17 protein-coding genes are annotated in these 17,897 nt (G+C 58.0%); 12 read left to right on the top strand and 5 right to left on the bottom strand.

Features of this window, described 5'->3' with window-relative positions; translation table 11 throughout:
• The first annotated feature begins 6 nt into the window (after positions 1-6).
• The 11 genes from ACYZTM_RS15475 (at position 7) to ACYZTM_RS15525 (ending at position 11,512) form a co-directional block, all read left to right on the top strand.
• Entirely contained in the window at positions 7-1,164 is a 1,158-nt protein-coding gene (locus tag ACYZTM_RS15475; RefSeq protein WP_461983285.1) for a DUF2515 family protein, read from the top strand.
• On the top strand, positions 1,164-1,796 hold the full coding sequence (locus ACYZTM_RS15480; protein WP_461983287.1) for a hypothetical protein: 633 nt from the start codon (positions 1,164-1,166) through the stop codon (positions 1,794-1,796). Before ACYZTM_RS15475 ends, ACYZTM_RS15480 begins: the two co-directional genes overlap by 1 nt.
• A 23-nt stretch (positions 1,797-1,819) precedes the next feature.
• Positions 1,820-2,479 carry a hypothetical protein gene (locus ACYZTM_RS15485; RefSeq protein WP_461983289.1) on the top strand — a complete coding sequence of 220 codons (660 nt, stop codon included), beginning with the start codon at positions 1,820-1,822 and terminating at the stop codon, positions 2,477-2,479.
• A 92-nt stretch (positions 2,480-2,571) separates the two neighbouring features.
• Positions 2,572-3,114, top strand: a complete 543-nt coding sequence (locus tag ACYZTM_RS15490; protein WP_461983291.1) for a hypothetical protein — start codon at positions 2,572-2,574, stop codon at positions 3,112-3,114.
• 286 nt (positions 3,115-3,400) lie between these two features.
• On the top strand, positions 3,401-5,059 hold the full coding sequence (locus ACYZTM_RS15495) for a Na/Pi cotransporter family protein (RefSeq protein ID WP_461983293.1): 1,659 nt from the start codon (positions 3,401-3,403) through the stop codon (positions 5,057-5,059).
• 195 nt (positions 5,060-5,254) lie between these two features.
• Positions 5,255-6,631 carry a M16 family metallopeptidase gene (locus tag ACYZTM_RS15500; protein WP_461983295.1) on the top strand — a complete coding sequence of 459 codons (1,377 nt, stop codon included), beginning with the start codon at positions 5,255-5,257 and terminating at the stop codon, positions 6,629-6,631.
• Positions 6,632-6,916: 285 nt separating this feature from the next.
• A complete protein-coding gene (locus ACYZTM_RS15505) occupies positions 6,917-7,945 on the top strand; it encodes a DUF5924 family protein (protein WP_461983297.1) in 1,029 nt (342 codons plus the stop codon).
• Between the two features lie 55 nt (positions 7,946-8,000).
• Positions 8,001-9,149, top strand: a complete 1,149-nt coding sequence (locus ACYZTM_RS15510) for an ABC transporter permease (protein ID WP_461983299.1) — start codon at positions 8,001-8,003, stop codon at positions 9,147-9,149.
• Positions 9,146-9,949, top strand: a complete 804-nt coding sequence (locus tag ACYZTM_RS15515) for an ABC transporter ATP-binding protein (protein WP_461983301.1) — start codon at positions 9,146-9,148, stop codon at positions 9,947-9,949. Before ACYZTM_RS15510 ends, ACYZTM_RS15515 begins: the two co-directional genes overlap by 4 nt.
• Position 9,950: 1 nt before the next feature.
• Positions 9,951-10,889, top strand: a complete 939-nt coding sequence (locus ACYZTM_RS15520) for an MlaD family protein (protein WP_461983303.1) — start codon at positions 9,951-9,953, stop codon at positions 10,887-10,889.
• Complete coding sequence (locus tag ACYZTM_RS15525) at positions 10,886-11,512, top strand: ABC-type transport auxiliary lipoprotein family protein (RefSeq protein ID WP_461983305.1); 627 nt, start codon at positions 10,886-10,888, stop codon at positions 11,510-11,512. The genes ACYZTM_RS15520 and ACYZTM_RS15525 overlap by 4 nt, the downstream gene beginning before the upstream one ends.
• A gap of 135 nt (positions 11,513-11,647) precedes the next feature.
• On the opposite strand, the gene ACYZTM_RS15530 is transcribed toward ACYZTM_RS15525, so the two are convergent.
• The 5 genes from ACYZTM_RS15530 to ACYZTM_RS15550 all read right to left on the bottom strand — a co-directional run bounded on the left by ACYZTM_RS15530 (position 11,648) and on the right by ACYZTM_RS15550 (position 16,105).
• Positions 11,648-12,877 (bottom strand): nucleoside recognition domain-containing protein, encoded by a 1,230-nt coding sequence (locus tag ACYZTM_RS15530; protein ID WP_131059083.1) that lies wholly within the window; start codon positions 12,875-12,877, stop codon positions 11,648-11,650.
• A 195-nt stretch (positions 12,878-13,072) separates the two neighbouring features.
• Complete coding sequence (gene gltP / locus ACYZTM_RS15535) at positions 13,073-14,404, bottom strand: glutamate/aspartate:proton symporter GltP (RefSeq protein WP_131059084.1); 1,332 nt, start codon at positions 14,402-14,404, stop codon at positions 13,073-13,075.
• A gap of 699 nt (positions 14,405-15,103) precedes the next feature.
• Entirely contained in the window at positions 15,104-15,568 is a 465-nt protein-coding gene (locus tag ACYZTM_RS15540; protein ID WP_131059085.1) for an inhibitor of vertebrate lysozyme family protein, read from the bottom strand.
• Positions 15,569-15,570: 2 nt separating this feature from the next.
• Positions 15,571-15,735: a DUF1328 domain-containing protein gene (locus tag ACYZTM_RS15545; protein ID WP_003177151.1), complete on the bottom strand. Its 165-nt coding sequence runs from the start codon at positions 15,733-15,735 to the stop codon at positions 15,571-15,573.
• A gap of 82 nt (positions 15,736-15,817) precedes the next feature.
• On the bottom strand, positions 15,818-16,105 hold the full coding sequence (locus tag ACYZTM_RS15550; protein WP_131059086.1) for a hypothetical protein: 288 nt from the start codon (positions 16,103-16,105) through the stop codon (positions 15,818-15,820).
• 440 nt (positions 16,106-16,545) lie between these two features.
• On the opposite strand from ACYZTM_RS15550, the gene algB reads away from it, so the two are divergent.
• On the top strand, positions 16,546-17,892 hold the full coding sequence (gene algB / locus ACYZTM_RS15555) for a sigma-54-dependent response regulator transcription factor AlgB (RefSeq protein WP_010465602.1): 1,347 nt from the start codon (positions 16,546-16,548) through the stop codon (positions 17,890-17,892).
• Positions 17,893-17,897: the final 5 nt, after the last annotated feature.

The following is a 17,897-nucleotide window of genomic DNA, read 5'->3' on the forward strand; positions in this document are numbered from 1 at the left end:
AATGAAATGACTGGACAATGCATCGCGCCAGACGATCTGGACATGAAGAAACTCTGGGACAGCACCTGCGAACTCCCCGCCTGCAAGCGCGAAACTACCAAGGCCGGCCCCAACCCGAAAACCCGCGTCGAAGTGCCGTTGCTGACCTGTAACTGCCTGTGGCGCAGGTTTCAGAAAGAAGCCGAAGAATGGGTGGCACCGGGCGGCGTGTTGATTGCCGACCCGCAAGCTCGTAACCGCAAGATCAACGCGGCCTACGCACAGTTGTGGCTGGCGGATAACCGGTTTCAGTGGGCGGGGTTGGCGGCGTTTGCTTCTAAGCAGGTGGGGTGTGGGTTGATTCATGCCACTAAGTTGCAAACGGCAATTGCGGCGCAAAAGGCTGCGCAAGAGAAACTGCGGACGGGGAAGTCGGAAACCCTTTTCGAAGGATTTGGGTTCAAGCTCAGCAAGACTGATCCGGAAATCGAGAAAGAATTAGCGAACGCTAAAGCGGCCAATCCTCTTCCTACTGAAGATATTACGTTCGGCGACAACTCTCGTTCCGGGGTCCAGCAGCAGTTGGACTATGTGTATGAAATGCTTGCCCTCGGTAATACCTCGCTGTTTCTGGATGTTTATCCGTTGCATCGGTTTTTTATGGTGCGGGGTTATCAGGAAATGGATAAGTGCTTGAAGAGCCGTCGTGGCATTGTGAAAGACGTGATGTGGCCGATTGCAGGGAAGGTGGAGTTTGGCGCAGATACCCCGGAGATTTACGCAACGTTCAAGGCCATCGACGAGGGAAAAATCAAGGATAGCGTCGAGCGAATGGCGACTCATGAACAGGTAAACATCCTTCAACCAGCGATGTACGACGAAAATCATTTTGCGATGCTCATGCGGGGCACCCATGGAGGTGATGTCATTTCGGTCGTAACAGGTTTGTTGCCTGGGGCAGCCGAGGAAATCCAGCTTACCCTTGCTAGCCAATGCAAAGCGCCTGACAACAGGAAAGTTGCTTTCGGTAGTAATCCGCTTGCCAACCTTGCCGACAAGAACCAAAGGATGGAGTTTGTCCTGCGCGCCGCCACTCAGTTTGACATGTTGCTTAATGAGCCAGCCTCTCGAGCAAAGTTAAAACAGTCCATTGCTGACATCGCACGCGGCGGGGGCATCAAGTGATGCGGAAGCGAAATATCTACTTATTTTCTGCCGCTGTTACGTTGGCGACGGTCACTGTGGCTTTTTATTTCAGCCGTGGTCCGGAACAAATTTCCTTCCATATTGGTAAAAGTTACGATGATGTGGTGCGCGATTCGACATTTCCTGTAAAGGACGAAACCGCCATCTATCCCAGTGACCCACCCCACCCAAGCTCGACCTGGATCAGCAAGCCAGTAATTATCACGTTTGATGATAAGCAACATGGATTCACATTGCCTGCGACAAAGTTTGGCGCGATTGGCTGGTCCGAATTCAAAGCGATAACCCTATCCACTTCTCCGATGCTTGAAACCTTGCCTTTTGGGCAAGCTGTAGAGCTTTTTCAAAACCTGCAAAATATGTTTAAACAAGCCGGTTGGAGTCCGGAGGCGGTGGAAGGCAACGATTGGCTAAGAACAGAAAGCACAGAAGACAAACAACGACTTCAGGCAAAGCTGTTTGATCAACTGGATGGCCTCATTCTGTTGATTCCGCACAAGTACAGCTTGATCCTTCACATTAAATGCTATGCCCGCTGCGACGAAAGAAACCCCGAGACAGCCAGGTATCTGATCGATGTAGGACTGGGAGAAGATCACTTTAGCGATTGAACACCCCGCCAATGGAACGGAGTATGCGAGTGAGCAGGGCAAATAATCGTTGGTTAATTTTATCTTTCGTTGCACTTCTGGTAGCGGGCAGCTTGATGTATTCACACTGGAGCACCAAGACGTTTTCACTGCACATAGGAAAACCCTACGAGCAGGTTGTCCAAGATTCGACATTCTCTGTCGAGGACAACACGGCAATCTATCCAGGCGATCCTACCGGCGCAGAAGACCCTCCTAGGCCTGGCTCTACGTGGATCAGCAGCCCGACAGTCATTGAGTTTGATGATCCCGCTTACGGATTCAAACTCCCTCCCACGGTATTTGGAGCAGTTACGTATGCAGCCCAGAAAGTCACGACACTGACTACGTCGCCCATGTCGAAAACAATTCCATTTGGAGAGGCAGTGATTCGATTGGTGGAGATACAAAACACCCTCAAATCCCGAGGGTGGCAGCTCGCGCCTTTAGAGAATAATGATTGGTTCAGAACCGAGTCTGTCGCAGAGCGTGATCAATTACAGACCAAGCTCTTCGATCAGGCCGTGGGCATAGACTTGTATGTGCCGGGAAAGTACAACCTGCTGCTTTTGATTAAGTGCTATGCACGCTGCGATAAGCGTGATTTGACGACAGCAAAGTACTTGATCGATATAAGCGTTGGTCGGGATCGCATCGAGAAATGAGGAGTCACCTTAGGCGGAGCGATTATCTGCACAAAGCAACGTTTTTTATGCTTTTCATTTGCCTAACCTCTTTTCACTTCCCGATTGATAGGTTGATCCTTCATATCGGTAAGCCGTACGCAGAACTCGTTGAAGACTATACTTTCCCCATCGAACGCCAAACCGCCGTTTACCCAAGCGACCCCCCCGAAGTTGACTCCACCTGGATAAGCAGCCCGGTCGTCATCACTTTTGATGATCCTGAGCACGGCTTTACCTTGCCGGAAACCATCTACGGGACTGTGGGGTACAGCAAGGGAAAAGTGGATGGCATCACTACATCTCCGATGGTGGAGACGCTACCTTTCCCCCAAACAGCAAAACTCTTGGACGACCTGCAATCCATGTTCAAAAAGACCGGTTGGACACCGGAGACGGTTGAAGGTAACGACTGGATAAAAGTCTCGAGCGACGAAGAAAAACGAAAGCTACAAGCCAAGCTGTTTGATCAGGCTGATGGAGTCATTCTTCTGATTCCCAACAAGTACAGTCTGTTACTGCACATCAAATGCTACGCCCGCTGTGATGAGCGAGACGCCGAAACAGCCAGGTATCTGATCGACATAGGGCTGAGCAGGGATCATTTCAGCGATTGAGTTCTCGCCCCGATTTTAGGGCTGCTGCGCAGCCCAGCGGGAGCAAGCTCCCTCGCCACAGGGTTTGTGTTCGCGCACTTTTTCAACTGAGTGGCTGAGACCTTCGGGTCCCTTTCTTCATTTCTGCATGAACCTGTTTTCATGACAGTTTTGTTTCAATCACTTCTTTAGCTATGCGATGCTGGCGCCTAGACCGTTAGCCAACTACAGCTTAAGTAACAGAACGTAGAACGTCGCGGCACCGTCAATTTGCCCCTTTGGGGCGCTACCACCACAGGGGGCCTGCATGCTCACCCTGCTCAATTTGTTATCTGCCGTGGCCTTGTTGATCTGGGGCACGCACATCGTCCGAACCGGCATCTTGCGGGTCTACGGTTCCAATCTGCGCCATGTGATCGGCCAGAACATGTCCAAACGCTGGCTCGCGTTCATCTCGGGGATCGTCGTCACCGCGATGGTCCAGAGCAGCAACGCCACCGCCATGCTTGTCACCTCTTTCGTCGGTCAGGGCCTGATGGCGCTGACTCCCGCTCTCGCGACCATGCTCGGCGCGGATGTCGGGACCGCGCTGATGGCGCGGGTGCTGACGCTCGATTTGTCTTGGCTGTCGCCGCTGCTGATCTTTCTCGGGGTGATTTTCTTCCTGTCCCGCAAGCAGACCCGACTGGGCCAGATGGGCCGCGTCAGCATCGGCCTTGGGCTGATCATTCTGGCGCTGCAGCTGATCGTCGAATCCGCCGCGCCGATTACCCAGGCGCAGGGCGTGAAGGTGATTTTCGCCTCACTGACCGGCGACATCCTGCTCGATGCCCTGGTTGGCGCGTTGTTCGCGATGATTTCCTACTCCAGCCTGGCCGCCGTCCTGCTGACCGCGACCCTGGCTGGCGCTGGCGTGATCAGTCTGCCGGTGGCCATCGGCCTGGTGATCGGTGCCAACATCGGCAGCGGCGTCCTCGCTTTCCTCAGCACCAGCATGCAAAACGCCGCCGGGCGCCAGGTGGCGCTCGGCAGCCTGCTGTACAAGCTGATCGGCCTGTTGCTGATCATTCCGGTGCTGGACCCGTTGGTGCACTGGATCGACAGCCTCGACTTCAGTCCTCAGGAAATGGTCATCGGCTTCCACCTGCTCTACAACACCGCGCGCTGCCTGGTCCTGTTGCCGAGCGTCGGCCCGATGGCCAGGCTCTGCGCGTGGCTGCTGCCGGAGCGGCCGGAGCTTAACGGCATGGCGAAACCCCGGCACCTTGACCCGACAGCGCTGGTGACACCCAGCCTGGCGCTGGCCAACGCTGCTCGGGAAACGCTACGCATGGGCGACCTGATCGACAATATGCTCGAAGCGATGCTCGACGTGCTGCGCGGGAATCAATCCGCCATCACCCAGGAAATGCGCAAACTGACGGATGATGTCGAAGCGCTCTACAGCGCGATCAAGCTCTATCTGGCGCAAATGCCCCGGGAAGACTTGAGCGATCAAGACAGTCGGCGTTGGGCGGAAATCATCGAGCTGGCGATCAATCTCAAACTCGCCAGCGACCTGATCGAACGCATGCTGCGCAAGGTGCAGCAGCAGAAAACCTCGCAGCGCCGGTCATTTTCAGAGGTTGGCCTGGAAGAGTTGGCCGGGTTGCACAGCCAGTTGATCTCCAACCTGCGTCTCGGGTTGTCGGTATTTCTCAGTGCCGACAAGGAAAGTGCCCGCCAGTTACTGCGTGAGAAACGTCGCTTTCGCGCACAGGAACGCCGCCTGGCCCATGCTCACGTCAGCCGGTTGCAACGTAAGATCGTGCAGAGTATCGAGACCAGTTCACTGCACCTGGAGCTGATCGCCGACATGAAGCGCTTGAATTCGCTGTTCTGCAGCAGCGCTTATGTGGTGCTGGAAACGTCGGACACTGGTGCCTTGGCGGTTGACGATTTGGCTGACATCACGCATTCGCCTTGAACGTCTGGCGGTGGGGTCAGTCAGTAACATGTACTCAGCCTCAACGCCGTCTTCGCGAGCAAGCCCGCTCCCACAGGTGATCTGAGTCGGACACTGTTTCCAAGTGCACCAAAGATCCACTGTGGGAGCGGGCTTGCTCGCGAAGGCGGCATGACTGACGACACGGATCTCCGATTGGTTGCCTGGAAGCTTGCTATGCGTTGTCTGCTGTTCGCCTGTCTGTTGCTTGGTTCATTTCCTTCGTTTGCCCTGGATCGCTTTCAGGTCGAGGGTTATACGCTGCCCAACGGCCTGCAATTGCTGCTCAAACCCGGCACGGAGCGCGGGCATGTGGCGATTCGTCTGGTGGTCGGCGTGGGTCTGGATGATTTCAGCTGCGCCGACAAGGAGCTGCCGCATTTGCTTGAGCATTTATTGTTCAGCGGCATCGATGCCACCGGCGAAGGTGGCCTGGAAGAGAGGATGCAGGCCTTGGGCGGTGAGTGGAACGCCTACACCAGCAATGCCGACACCACGTTCGTCATCGAAGCCCCGGCGAAAAACCAGCGCAAGGTGCTCGACCTGCTGCTGGCGTTGCTGACGCAGACCCGAATCGACGACAACGCCATTAACGCGGCCAAACAAGTGGTCGAGCGCGAAGACGGCGGCCATTACTCTCATTTGCAGCGTTGGCTGGATCGTCAGGACCTGGGCCACACGGCGAGCAATCAGCTGGCGGTGGAACTGGGCCTCAAATGCCCCGAGCGGGCCGAGGTCGATCACCTGACCCGCGAGCAACTGGATACGGTGCGCGAGGCCTGGTACGCGCCCAACAACATGACGCTGATCGTGGTCGGCGAGCTCGACAAGCTGTTGCCGGCGTATCTGGAACGCTCGTATGGCGCACTTGAAGCCGTCGACCCCAGCGATCACCTGTCCTTGCCGGAAATCCAGGCCAGTGCCGCCCATGAGCGCACGTTGAGTCACGGATTCGTCGGCGGTAGTGCCAAGTTGCACTGGCTGGTGCCGGAACCGGTGCTGCAGGATCAGCACGACGAAACCTTCGACCTGCTCAAGGACTATCTGGACTGGGCGCTCTATCGCCAATTGCGCCTGTCCCACAGTTTGTCCTACGGTCCCTCGGCCGAGCGCGAGGTGTTTGGCGGGGTCGGTTTCATGAGCCTGAACGCAGACCTCGAGCGCGACGACATGCCTGAGGCCGAACAGGTGTTGGAGGATTTGAGGGCCGGCTTGCTCAAGGATGGTCTCAACGCAGACACCTTCAACCGTCTCAAACAGGCCGCCATCGCCCGCCAGGCGTGGGCCGTGCAAGGCAACAGCGCGCTGGCCGATTACTACTGGAGCGCGCTTGGGGACTACCAGGACGGGCGCTTCGCCGACCCGGCGAAGGAACTGCAAGGCGTGACGCTGGCGGAAGCGAACAAAGCCATGCGCGAGTTGCTCATGCAGCCGGGGTATCTGCGGATCGAGAAGCCGGTCATGAGTTATGACCAGTTGATGTGGGCGATGGCCGGGGTGTTTGGCCTGATGGTCCTTGGCGTTTTAGCTTGGCGAGTCCATCGCAGCAGATAACCGATCCCTGTGGCTAAGACGCTTTGTGGTGAGGGAGCTTTTGTGGCGAGGGGATTTATCCCCGTTCGGCTGCGAAGCAGTCGCAAAACTGGCGAATGCGGTATGTCTGATTAACTTAATCGCGGGATAGGGGCCGCTTCGCAGCCCAACGGGGATAAATCCCCTCGCCACAGTAGATTTCCAATCCGGGTTTTGTGTTCGACAAAGTGACCGGCACCCTCGCCACGCCTGCGCCCGGGCGGTACTCTGTCGAGGATTTTTCCCACGACTATTGCGAACCGCCGAATGCCTACTCTGACCCTGTACGTGCAGCGCATCCTGGAATTGATCAAGCGCTATCCCGGGGTCATTGCGCTTGGTGGTTTTGTCTCCGGGGTCGGCAGCTTCATTCTGGTGGATCGCCAACAGGGCCTGGCGACCTGGATCACCATCATCATGGTGCTCAGCTGGATCTGGCTGATGCTGGAAAACAGCCTTACCAAGCTCTTTACCCGAATCTTCAAACGCGAAATTCCCCAGCCGTTGCTGCGCTACGCCACGCAGATGATTCACCAGGAAAGCCTGTTCTTCGTCCTGCCGTTCTTTTTCATCACCACCACCTGGAACAGCGGCCAGTTATTTTTCACCGGGCTGCTGGGCATCGCCGCGCTGATTTCCATCACTGATCCGCTCTACTACAAATGGCTGGCACCGCGGCGCTGGGCGTTCCTGGCGTTGCACACGCTGACCTTGTTCGCGGCGCTGCTGACCGCCCTGCCCGTCATCCTGCACCTGAGCACCTCCCAGAGCTTCAAACTGGCGCTGGGTACGGCCGTTGTCCTGTCGTTCCCGAGCCTGGCGTCCATCTTCCCGATCCGCACGGTGCGCAACGCGTTGGCAATTCTGAGTATCACGGTCGGCATCGGCGGCGTGGGTTGGGTGCTGCGTTCGTGGGTGCCGCCGGCAACCCTGTGGATGACCGATGTGGCGATCAGCACTCAGATGCAGGACCGCACACCCGGCAAAAGCCTGGAAGAAGTCAGCGTCGAGCAGATCCGTGGCGACGGCTTGTACGCCTACACGGCGATCAACGCTCCGCGCGGTCTCGATGAGCGGATTTATCACGTCTGGCAGTTCAACGGCAAAGAGGTCGATCGCATCCCGCTGGACATCCACGGCGGGCGCAAGGAGGGCTACCGCGCCTGGACCCACAAGCGGAATTTCCCGGGCAATCCTGCGGGTAAATGGCAGGTCCGGGTGTTGACTGAAGACGGCCAGTTGATCGGTGTGTTGCGCTTCAAAATCATGGACAGCACACCGATCAAAGAAAAGTAATCCGGTTCGTGCTATTACGTAGATCTGCGTAAATAGCCGAACAAGCACGGAGCTTATGACCAGCAGCACAATGGCCGGCAATGCCCAGCTAGACGCCTCTCACTCACCCGCACAACTGCGGGTCACGGGTGACTGGACGCTCGCCCATTACGCCGATCTCAAGAACCTGAGCGAAAAGCTCCGCGGCCAATACGACGACAGCACGCACATTGACCTCAATGGCCTCGGTGCGCTCGACACCGCCGGTGCTTCGCTGCTGGTTGAGTTGCTCGGGTCCGAGCGTTTGGGCCGATCCGCCGAACATCCCGATTGCACACTGTCCCCGCCCGACCGCGCCTTGTTGCAGACGGTTTATTGCTCGCTCAGTGACTTCTGCGTGCCGATCAAGGAACCGGAAATCAGCGTCGGCATTCAGCTGCTGACCCGCATTGGTCGCGCAGTCGACACAGTCTGGCAGGACACCCTGCAACTGCTGGGCTTTGTCGGTCTGATCCTCGAAACCATCGCGCACGGGCTGTTTCGCCCCAAGCGCTGGCGCATCACGCCAATGGTTGCGCACATCGAACAGACCGGCCTCGACGCCGCGCCCATCGTTGCCCTGCTGACCTTTCTGGTCGGCGCCGTGGTGGCGTTTCTCGGGGCGACGGTGTTGGCGAGTTTCGGCGCGAGTATTTTTACCGTGGACCTGGTGGCGTTCTCCTTTCTGCGCGAATTCGGCGTGTTGTTGACTGCAATCCTCATGGCCGGGCGCACCGCCAGTGCGTTCACCGCGCAGATCGGCTCGATGAAGGCCAACGAAGAAATTGACGCCATCCGCACGTTGGGCCTCGACCCGATGGAGTTGCTGGTGGTGCCGCGGGTATTGGCGTTGCTGGTGGCGCTGCCGATGCTGACCTTTCTGGCGATGCTCTCGGGCATTATCGGCGGTGGCGTGGTGTGCGCGGTGTCGCTGGATATTTCGCCCGCTATGTTCCTGTCGCTGCTGCAAACCGATATCGGCGTTCAGCACTTTCTGGTGGGGATTGTCAAAGCGCCGATTTTCGCCTTCCTGATCGCTGCGATCGGTTGCCTTGAAGGCTTCAAGGTCAGTGGCAGCGCCGAATCCGTTGGCGCGCACACCACGTCGAGCGTGGTGCAGTCGATTTTCGTGGTGATCGTGCTCGACGCCGTGGCCGCGCTGTTTTTCATGGAGATGGGCTGGTGAGTCGTGTACCCCGAGCGCCTTCCGAGGCGGTGATCGAAGTCCGTGGGCTGTGCAATCGCTTCGGTAGCCAGAGCGTGCACGAGAACCTCGATCTGGATTTGTACAAAGGTGAAATCCTCGCCGTGGTGGGCGGTTCCGGCAGCGGTAAATCGGTGTTGCTGCGCAGCATCGTCGGCTTGCGCCAGCCCAGCGAAGGGAGGGTGAAGGTTTTCGGCAAGAACCTGCCGACCCTGTCCGAGCACGAGCGCTCGATGGTCGAACGGCGCTTCGGCGTGCTGTTTCAGAAAGGCGCCCTGTTCTCCTCACTGACGGTCACCGAGAACGTCGCCCTGCCCCTGATCGAGCACGCCGGCCTGAGCCGTGAAGACGCCGAGCACCTGGCGGCGGTGAAACTGGCGTTGGCCGGGCTGCCGCTGTCGGCGGCGGACAAATACCCGGCTTCGCTGTCGGGCGGCATGATCAAACGTGCGGCGCTGGCCCGGGCCTTGGCGCTGGACCCGGACATTCTGTTTCTCGACGAACCCACTGCCGGCCTCGATCCGATTGGTGCCGCGGCTTTTGATCAATTGATCCTGACGCTGCGCGATGCCTTGGGCCTGAGTGTGTTTCTGGTGACCCACGACCTCGACACGCTCTACACCATCACCGACCGGGTGGCGGTGCTGGCGCAGAAAAAAGTGCTGGTGGCGGATGCCATTGACAAGGTTTCGGAAACCGACGATGCGTGGATTCACGAATACTTCCATGGCCCTCGCGGCCGCGCGGCGCTGACGGCCGCTAAACAGTTGAACGAGGTCTGACATGGAAACCCGAGCCCATCATGTATTGATCGGCCTGTTCACCGTGATTGTGGTGGCAGGCGCCCTGCTCTTCGGTCTATGGCTGGCCAAGTCCAGCGTCGACACCGAGTTCAAGGATTACGAAGTCGTCTTCAACGAGGCCGTCAGCGGTTTGTCCAAGGGCAGCGCCGTGCAATACAGCGGGATCAAGGTCGGCGACGTGGTGACGTTGCGCCTGGACCCGAAAGACCCGCGCCGGGTGCTGGCACGGATTCGCCTGGGCGGCGATACGCCAATCAAGGAAGACACCCGGGCCATATTGGCGCTGACCGGGATTACCGGCACGTCGATCATTCAGCTCAGCGGCGGTACGCCGCAAAGTCCGAACCTCAAAGGCAAGGACGGCTATCTGCCGGTGATTATCGCGTCGCCCTCGCCCATCGCCCGTCTGCTGAACGACAGCGGCGACCTGATGGCCGGCGTGAACACGCTGATGCATAACGCCAACCTGATGTTTTCCACAGAGAACGTCGAGCGCATCAGCAAGACGCTGGAACATCTGGAACAAACCACCGGCACCATCGCCGACCAGCGCGGCGATATTCGTCAGGCAATGCAGCAACTGGCGTCGGTCGGCAAGCAGGCTGGCGCCATGCTGGAGCAAACGTCGGCGTTGATGCGCAACGCCAACGGCCTGCTCAACGATCAGGGCAAGCAGATGTTTGGCAGCGCCGAGCAGGCGATGAAATCGCTGGAACAAAGCACCGCGACCATCAACACGTTGATGACGACCAATCAGGATTCTCTGAACAGCGGCATGCAGGGCCTCAATGGCCTGGCGCCGGCGGTGCGTGAACTGCGCGACACCCTGACGTCGTTGCGGGCCATCTCCCAACGCCTGGAAGCCAACCCCAGCGGTTATTTGCTGGGCAATGACAAGAACAAGGAGTTCACGCCATGAAGCTTGCGCCCCTCGCCCTCCTCGCCAGCTTCACGTTAGTCAGTGCCTGCTCGATCTTGCCCAAGTCCGAGCCGTCCGATGTCTATCGCTTGCCGTCGGCCCAGAGCAACGTCTCGGCCAGCCCCGGCGGGCCGCAACGCTGGTCGCTGCGCCTGAACAAACCTCAGGCCAGCGAAGCGTTGAACAGCCCGAAAATTGCGGTGATCCCGCAAGGTGATTTGATCAGCAGCTACACCGCCTCGCGCTGGAGCGATCCGGCACCGGTGTTGCTGCGTAATCGATTGCTTGATGGTTTTCAGCGGGACGGTCGGGTGCCGTTGCTGAGTACGGATGACAGCAACTTCCAGGCAGACCTGGAATTGGGCGGGAGTCTGCAGGCGTTCCAGACTGAATACCAAGGCACCGCGGCGAGCGTGGTCGTGCGGCTGGATGCGTTGCTGGTGCGCGGGTATGACCAGCGAATCCTCGCCAGCCGACGCTTTGAAGTGCGTCAGCCATTGAACGATGTGAAGGTGCCGGCGGTGGTGGCCGGGTTTGGCCAGGCCAGTGATCAGTTGACGGTGCAGGTGGTGCGTTGGGCGGTTGGGCAAGGGCAGAAAGTCGCTCCGCCTCCCCACCCTTAAAGCCAACACAACCCCAATGTGGGAGCGGGCTTGCTCGCGAAAGCGGTGTGTCATTCAACAGTGATGTCGACTGACACACCGCTTTCGCGAGCAAGCCCGCTCCCACAGGGTTTTTCTCCACAGTGGTTTTTGTGGTTAACCGAAGAACCAGTAGCAGACGCCGATGGCGCCTAGAACGCCGGCAAGCTCCGCCAGCAACGCACACCCCACCGCATGCCGTGCCCGCTGAATGCCCACCGCACCGAAGTACACCGCCAGTACATAGAACGTCGTTTCAGTACTGCCCTGAATCGTCGCCGCCACCAGCGCCGGGAAGCTGTCCACCCCGGAGGTCTTCATGGTCTCGATCAACATCGCCCGCGCGGCGCTGCCGGAGAATGGTTTGACCATCGCTGTCGGCAAAGCATCGACGAAGCGCGTGTCCCAACCGGCCCATTCCACCAGATGCCGAATCCCGTCGAGACCAAAATCCAGCGCCCCGGACGCCCGCAATACGCCGACGGCACACAGCATCGCCACCAGATACGGCAGCAGGTTCTTGGCCACGTCGAAGCCTTCCTTGGCACCTTCGACGAACGCTTCGTAGACCTTCACTTTGCGCAATGCCCCGATCACCAGAAACAGCATGATCAACCCGAACAGCGTCAGGTTGCCGAGGATCGATGACAACCCGGCCAGAGCGGTCGCCGAGAGCGTCGCCAGCAGCGCCATGAAGCCACCGAGAGCCAGGGCACCGGGAATCAGATACGCGAGCACCACCGGGTCCCACAGCCGCAGACGCTGCATGAACGCCACCGACAGCAGGCCGACCAGTGTCGAGCAGCTTGTTGCCAGCAGGATGGGCAGAAACACCAGCGTCGGATCGGGCGCACCTTGCTGGGCGCGGTACATGAAGATCGTCACCGGCAGCAGGGTCAGGGAGGAGGCGTTGAGCACCAGGAACAGGATCTGCGCGTTGCTGGCGATAGTGTCGCTGGGGTTGAGCTCTTGCAGCGACTTCATGGCTTTAAGGCCGATCGGCGTGGCGGCATTGTCCAGGCCCAGGCCATTGGCGGCAAAGTTCAGCGTGATCAGGCCGATGGCCGGGTGACCGGCCGGCACTTCCGGCATCAGGCGCAGGAACAAGGGGCCCAGCGCCCTGGCCAGCCATTCGACGATCCCGGCCTTCTCGGCGATTCGCAGAAAGCCCAGCCAGAGGGTCAGGGTACCGAACAGCAGGACCATGACCTCGACCGATAACTTGGCCATGGCGAAAATGCTTTCCACCATCGCCGCGAAGATTCCGGCATTACCGCCGATCAGCCATTGCGCCAGCGCCGAAACGGCCGCCACGATGAAGAAGCCAAGCCACAGGCCATTGAGCATCAGTTAAATCCCCCGAAGAATGCCGCGAATGATAGCGGGGTAGCCAGAAACGACAAACCCCGGATTTCTCCGGGGTTTGTATTAACGCTATCTATCTGTAGGAGCGAGGCTTGCCCGCGAACGGGACACTGCGTGTATCTGATCAACCGCGTTATCGTTCTTCGCGGGCAAGCCTCGCTCCTACAGGGACCTGCGTCAGTTGCTGGAAATCTCGCCAGCCGGCAGTTTTTCCTTGCTGCGCCAGTGCGGCAACGAGTTCCAGTAACGCTGGCCCTTGGCATCGTCGTACATGCCTTCCCAACGGGAGATGACCAGCACGGCCAAGGCATTGCCGATCACGTTCAACGCGGTACGCGCCATGTCCATGATGCGGTCGACACCGGCGATGAACGCCAGGCCTTCGAGCGGAATACCCACGCTGCCGAGAGTGGCCAGCAACACCACGAAGGACACGCCCGGTACGCCGGCGATGCCTTTGGACGTCACCATCAGGGTCAGCACCAGCAGCAATTGCTGGCTGATCGACAGGTCGATGCCGTAGAGCTGGGCAATGAAGATCGCCGCGATGCTCTGGTACAGGGTCGAACCGTCGAGGTTGAATGAGTAACCGGTCGGCACCACGAAACTGCAAATGGCTTTCGGCGCGCCGTAGGCTTCCATCTTCTCGATCACGCGCGGCAGCACGGTTTCGGAGCTGGCGGTGGAGTAAGCCAGCACCAGCTCATCCTTGAAGATGCGCATCAGCTTGATCACCGAGAAGCCGAACAGCCTGGCGATCAGGCCCAGCACCACGAAGGCGAAGAAGGCGATGGCGACGTAAACCAGGATCACCAGTTTGGCCAGCGGTACCAGGGACGCGAAACCAAAGTTGGCCACAGTCACTGCGATCAGTGCGAAAACGCCGATCGGGGCGTAGTTCATGATCATGTGGGTGACTTTGAACATGCTTTCCGACACGCCCTGGAACATCTTCACCAGCGGATCGCGCAGGTCCGATTGCAGGCTCGACAAGCCGAGACCGAACAACACGGAGAAGAAGATGATCGGCAGCATCTCGCCGCGGGCCATGGCCGCGAAGATGTTCGACGGGATCAGGTTGAGGATGGTTTCGATGAACGCGTGTTCATGCTGAACCTCGGCAGCCGTCGCCTGGTACTTGGAAATATCCACGGTACCCAAGGTGCTCATGTCGATGCCGGTGCCCGGATGGAACACGTTGGCCAGCACCAGACCGACCACGATGGCGATGGTGGTGACGATCTCGAAGTAAATGATGGTCTTGAGGCCGATACGCCCGAGTTTCTTCGCATCGCCTACGCCCGCGATGCCGACGATCAGCGAGGAGATGACGATCGGAATCACGATCATCTTGATCAGACGGATAAAGATATCGCCTGCCGGTTGCAGGACGTTGCTGATCCACCAGGCTTTTTCGGCACTGAAATGGTTGAGCAGTGCACCGATTGCTATCCCCAGAACCAGACCGATGAGGATCTGCCAGGCGAGGCTGAGCTTTGCCTTCTTCATATCTTTACCCTTACTTGCGTTTGACTCAGGCGAATGCAAGAACTGGAACGCTCGTGGCGAAAAAGTCTGTGCATCTGCCCCCGTATAAGGTGCCCCGGAGCGCTTTATTACGGCTCTCTGGCAGGCGAAAAAAGGCGCAACTATTCCGATGCAAGGAAGCAACGTCTAATGCCGTAAACGCCTACCCTATGCCGAATCGGCATGAGCTTTTTTAATTGAAACTCGCGTCCCAACCGGTTCGAATACGACATTTCGGCAGGCATAAGTGCCGTGAACCGGCCATTTCAGAGGAGGTTGGTTGTTTTTTAAACAGTTGAATTCATGGCGAAATTTACGAAAAAGCCTACGTTTGGCAGCGAAAACTCATACGCCGAATGTCGAAGGTTTCTCGATATACGGTCGTAAAGAAACACCGCGAAACGGTTTTGCGGGGAATATGCAACACAGAGGGGAATGAGCGCAGTGCTCTAGATCAACGTTTTGCACGTTGAAGCTCTCCGCAAGTCCGTCGAGCCCCTCGGGGCTGGCGAACCTGCGTCGCAGCTTTATACCTGACCTGGCCCTTGCGCAGACACTCCATGTGCCCGTAGGTCACTCCGCCCCTGAAACAGGCAGAACGTCCCGACCCCTTGGTCATGCGCCTGCCTTCCTCGGGTGGCGCACTGGAAAGGAGCATGCTGCTCCTCTCGTGTTACAAACTCAGTACCAGTTCGGATCTTTCTTGAGTTGCTCCATCAACAGGTCCTGCATGCCCTGATCAGGCTTGCCGAGGAAGCGGTAATCGGCATGTCGCGTTGGCGACTTGTCGGCCGGCAGTCCTGCAGGCACCTCGACCAGCATCGCATAGGCATCCTTTTTGTCGAAGCTGAAGGCCACGATCAGGCGCTTGTTCAGGCACGTCGGTTGCGTTTCGCAAAGCGGCCCGACCAAGTACTTGTCGCCATCCTCTTCAACAGCATTCATTTGCTCGGCATCGCCGGACAGGTTCATCACCCATTCCGGCAGTCGCTCTTCCTTTTTAACGACTTTAGTCCAGGTTTCACGGTACTGCGGGTCCGAATTCAGCAATTCGCTGGCCCGCGTCTGGCCATCATTGGCCGCCATCGCCATGGCACTGCCGCCCAGAAATAGGGCGGCTGCCAGAGTCTTTAACAAAACGCTCATATTCAGCCTCGACCGCGACGGCCAAAGAAGAACGAAGCAATGAACATCACCAAGAACACGACAAAGAGAATCTTGGCGATACCCGTGGCGGTGCCCGCGATACCACCGAAGCCCAGCACTGCGGCGATGATGGCAATGATCAAGAATGTGATTGCCCAGCTCAACATGGTGATTCTCCTTACGCTTCTATATTAGAGATGTAGCTTGTGGTGCTTTTCCCGGCGCATCGAGCGCGCCAAGTTCGTTTGCTCAGAACACCCAACGTTCCTGACGAGGCATTTCATCCACTGGCTGAGCCTGGTCGACGTCCATCATTCGCATCGGGGCGAGATCAGCCTGGTGGCTGCTGACGGCGCTGAAGTGGGTCTGGGTTGCGCGTTGAATCGATACGTGCGGCGCCTCGGGTTGCTGGCTCTGTTCCCACAGAAGGAACCGCTGGCCGGCGATCAGCGTGATCAACAGCGCCAGAATGCCAAACAGTCCTTGTTGAATATGCAAAGGCGAGATGCGCAATGGGGCGACACGTTGGCGATTCATCCTGAAACTCCTCCCACTCTGGTGGTGATCCTGTTAGTGGGCGTCGATTCAAAATGGCCCTGATTACCCAGACTATTGCAGCCTGCATGCCAGCTTTTCAATAGAAAAAAACTGTTATAAATCAATAAGTTAGTTTTAGCTCAGAAATCACGGCGGACGCATCCTGCACGATGGACCGCGCAAGGTCGTGCGTATTGCACGATCAATTCCCGGGGACTTTGATTATTTTTGAATTGAGAGGAGGGCGTAGGTGTCAGAAAAGGACGTGGGAAGTCGCCGTAAAACTATTCTTCTGGTAAAAAACCAAAGAAATCAGCCCATTAGCTAATGGATGAGTAGACAGCTACCCTGCCATGGCTGGAAAGGATCAGAATCAACCATGCAACTTGCCCGATTTTTCCGGGACTAACCAAGATCATTCATTAAAGGAGCGCAGGAACATGGAATCAGCCACTGAGCATCAAGGCCGCATTCTGCTGGTGGATGACGAATCCGCTATTCTGCGAACCTTCCGTTATTGCCTCGAAGATGAAGGCTATAGCGTGGCCACCGCGAACAGCGCGGCGCAGGCCGATGCTTTGCTGCAACGGCAGGTGTTCGATCTGTGTTTCCTCGATCTGCGTCTGGGTGAAGACAATGGTCTGGATGTTCTGGCTCAGATGCGCATCCAGGCGCCATGGATGCGGGTGGTGATCGTCACCGCTCACTCGGCCGTGGACACCGCCGTGGATGCGATTCAGGCCGGTGCTGCCGACTACCTCGTCAAACCTTGCAGCCCCGACCAGTTGCGACTGGCCACCGCCAAGCAGCTGGAAGTGCGGCAGCTCTCGGCCCGCCTGGAAGCACTTGAAGGCGAAGTGCGTAAACCCAAGGACGGTCTGGATTCCCATAGCCCGGCCATGAAAGTGGTACTCGAAACCGCACGCCAGGTCGCCAGCACCGACGCCAACATTCTGATCCTTGGCGAGTCCGGCACCGGTAAAGGTGAACTGTCACAAGCCATTCACGGCTGGAGCAAGCGCCAGAAGAAATCGTGCGTCACCATCAACTGCCCGTCGCTGACGGCGGAATTGATGGAAAGTGAACTCTTCGGCCACAGCCGAGGCGCGTTCACCGGTGCCAGCGAAAGTACCTTGGGGCGAGTCAATCAGGCCGATGGCGGCACGTTGTTTCTTGACGAGATCGGCGATTTTCCTCTGACGTTGCAACCCAAGTTGCTGCGTTTCATCCAGGACAAGGAATACGAGCGTGTGGGCGATCCAGTGACCCGGCGCGCCGATGTGCGAATTCTCGCGGCGACTAACCTGAACCTCGAAGACATGGTGCGCGACGGTCGTTTCCGAGAAGACCTGCTCTATCGCTTGAACGTCATCACTCTGCACTTGCCGCCACTGCGCGAACGCCGGGAAGACATCCTGAACCTGGCCGACCGTTTCCTCGCTCGCTTCGTCAAGGAGTACGCGCGCCCTGCCCGTGGCTTTAGCGATGAGGCCCGTGAAGCGTTGCTGGGTTACCGCTGGCCCGGCAACATTCGCGAACTGCGTAACGTGGTGGAGCGGGCGAGCATTATCTGTCCCCAGGAACGGGTCGAGATCAGTCACTTGGGCATGGCCGAGACTCCGACCAACAACGCGCCGCGTATTGGTGCGGCGTTGAGTCTGGATGAGTTGGAGAAAGCCCACATCGGTGCCGTCCTCGCCACCGCCGACACGCTGGACCAGGCGGCCAAGACTCTCGGCATCGATGCCTCGACCCTCTACCGCAAACGCAAGCAGTACAACTTGTGAGCCTG

This window comes from Pseudomonas sp. MDT2-39-1 (genome assembly GCF_054898085.1).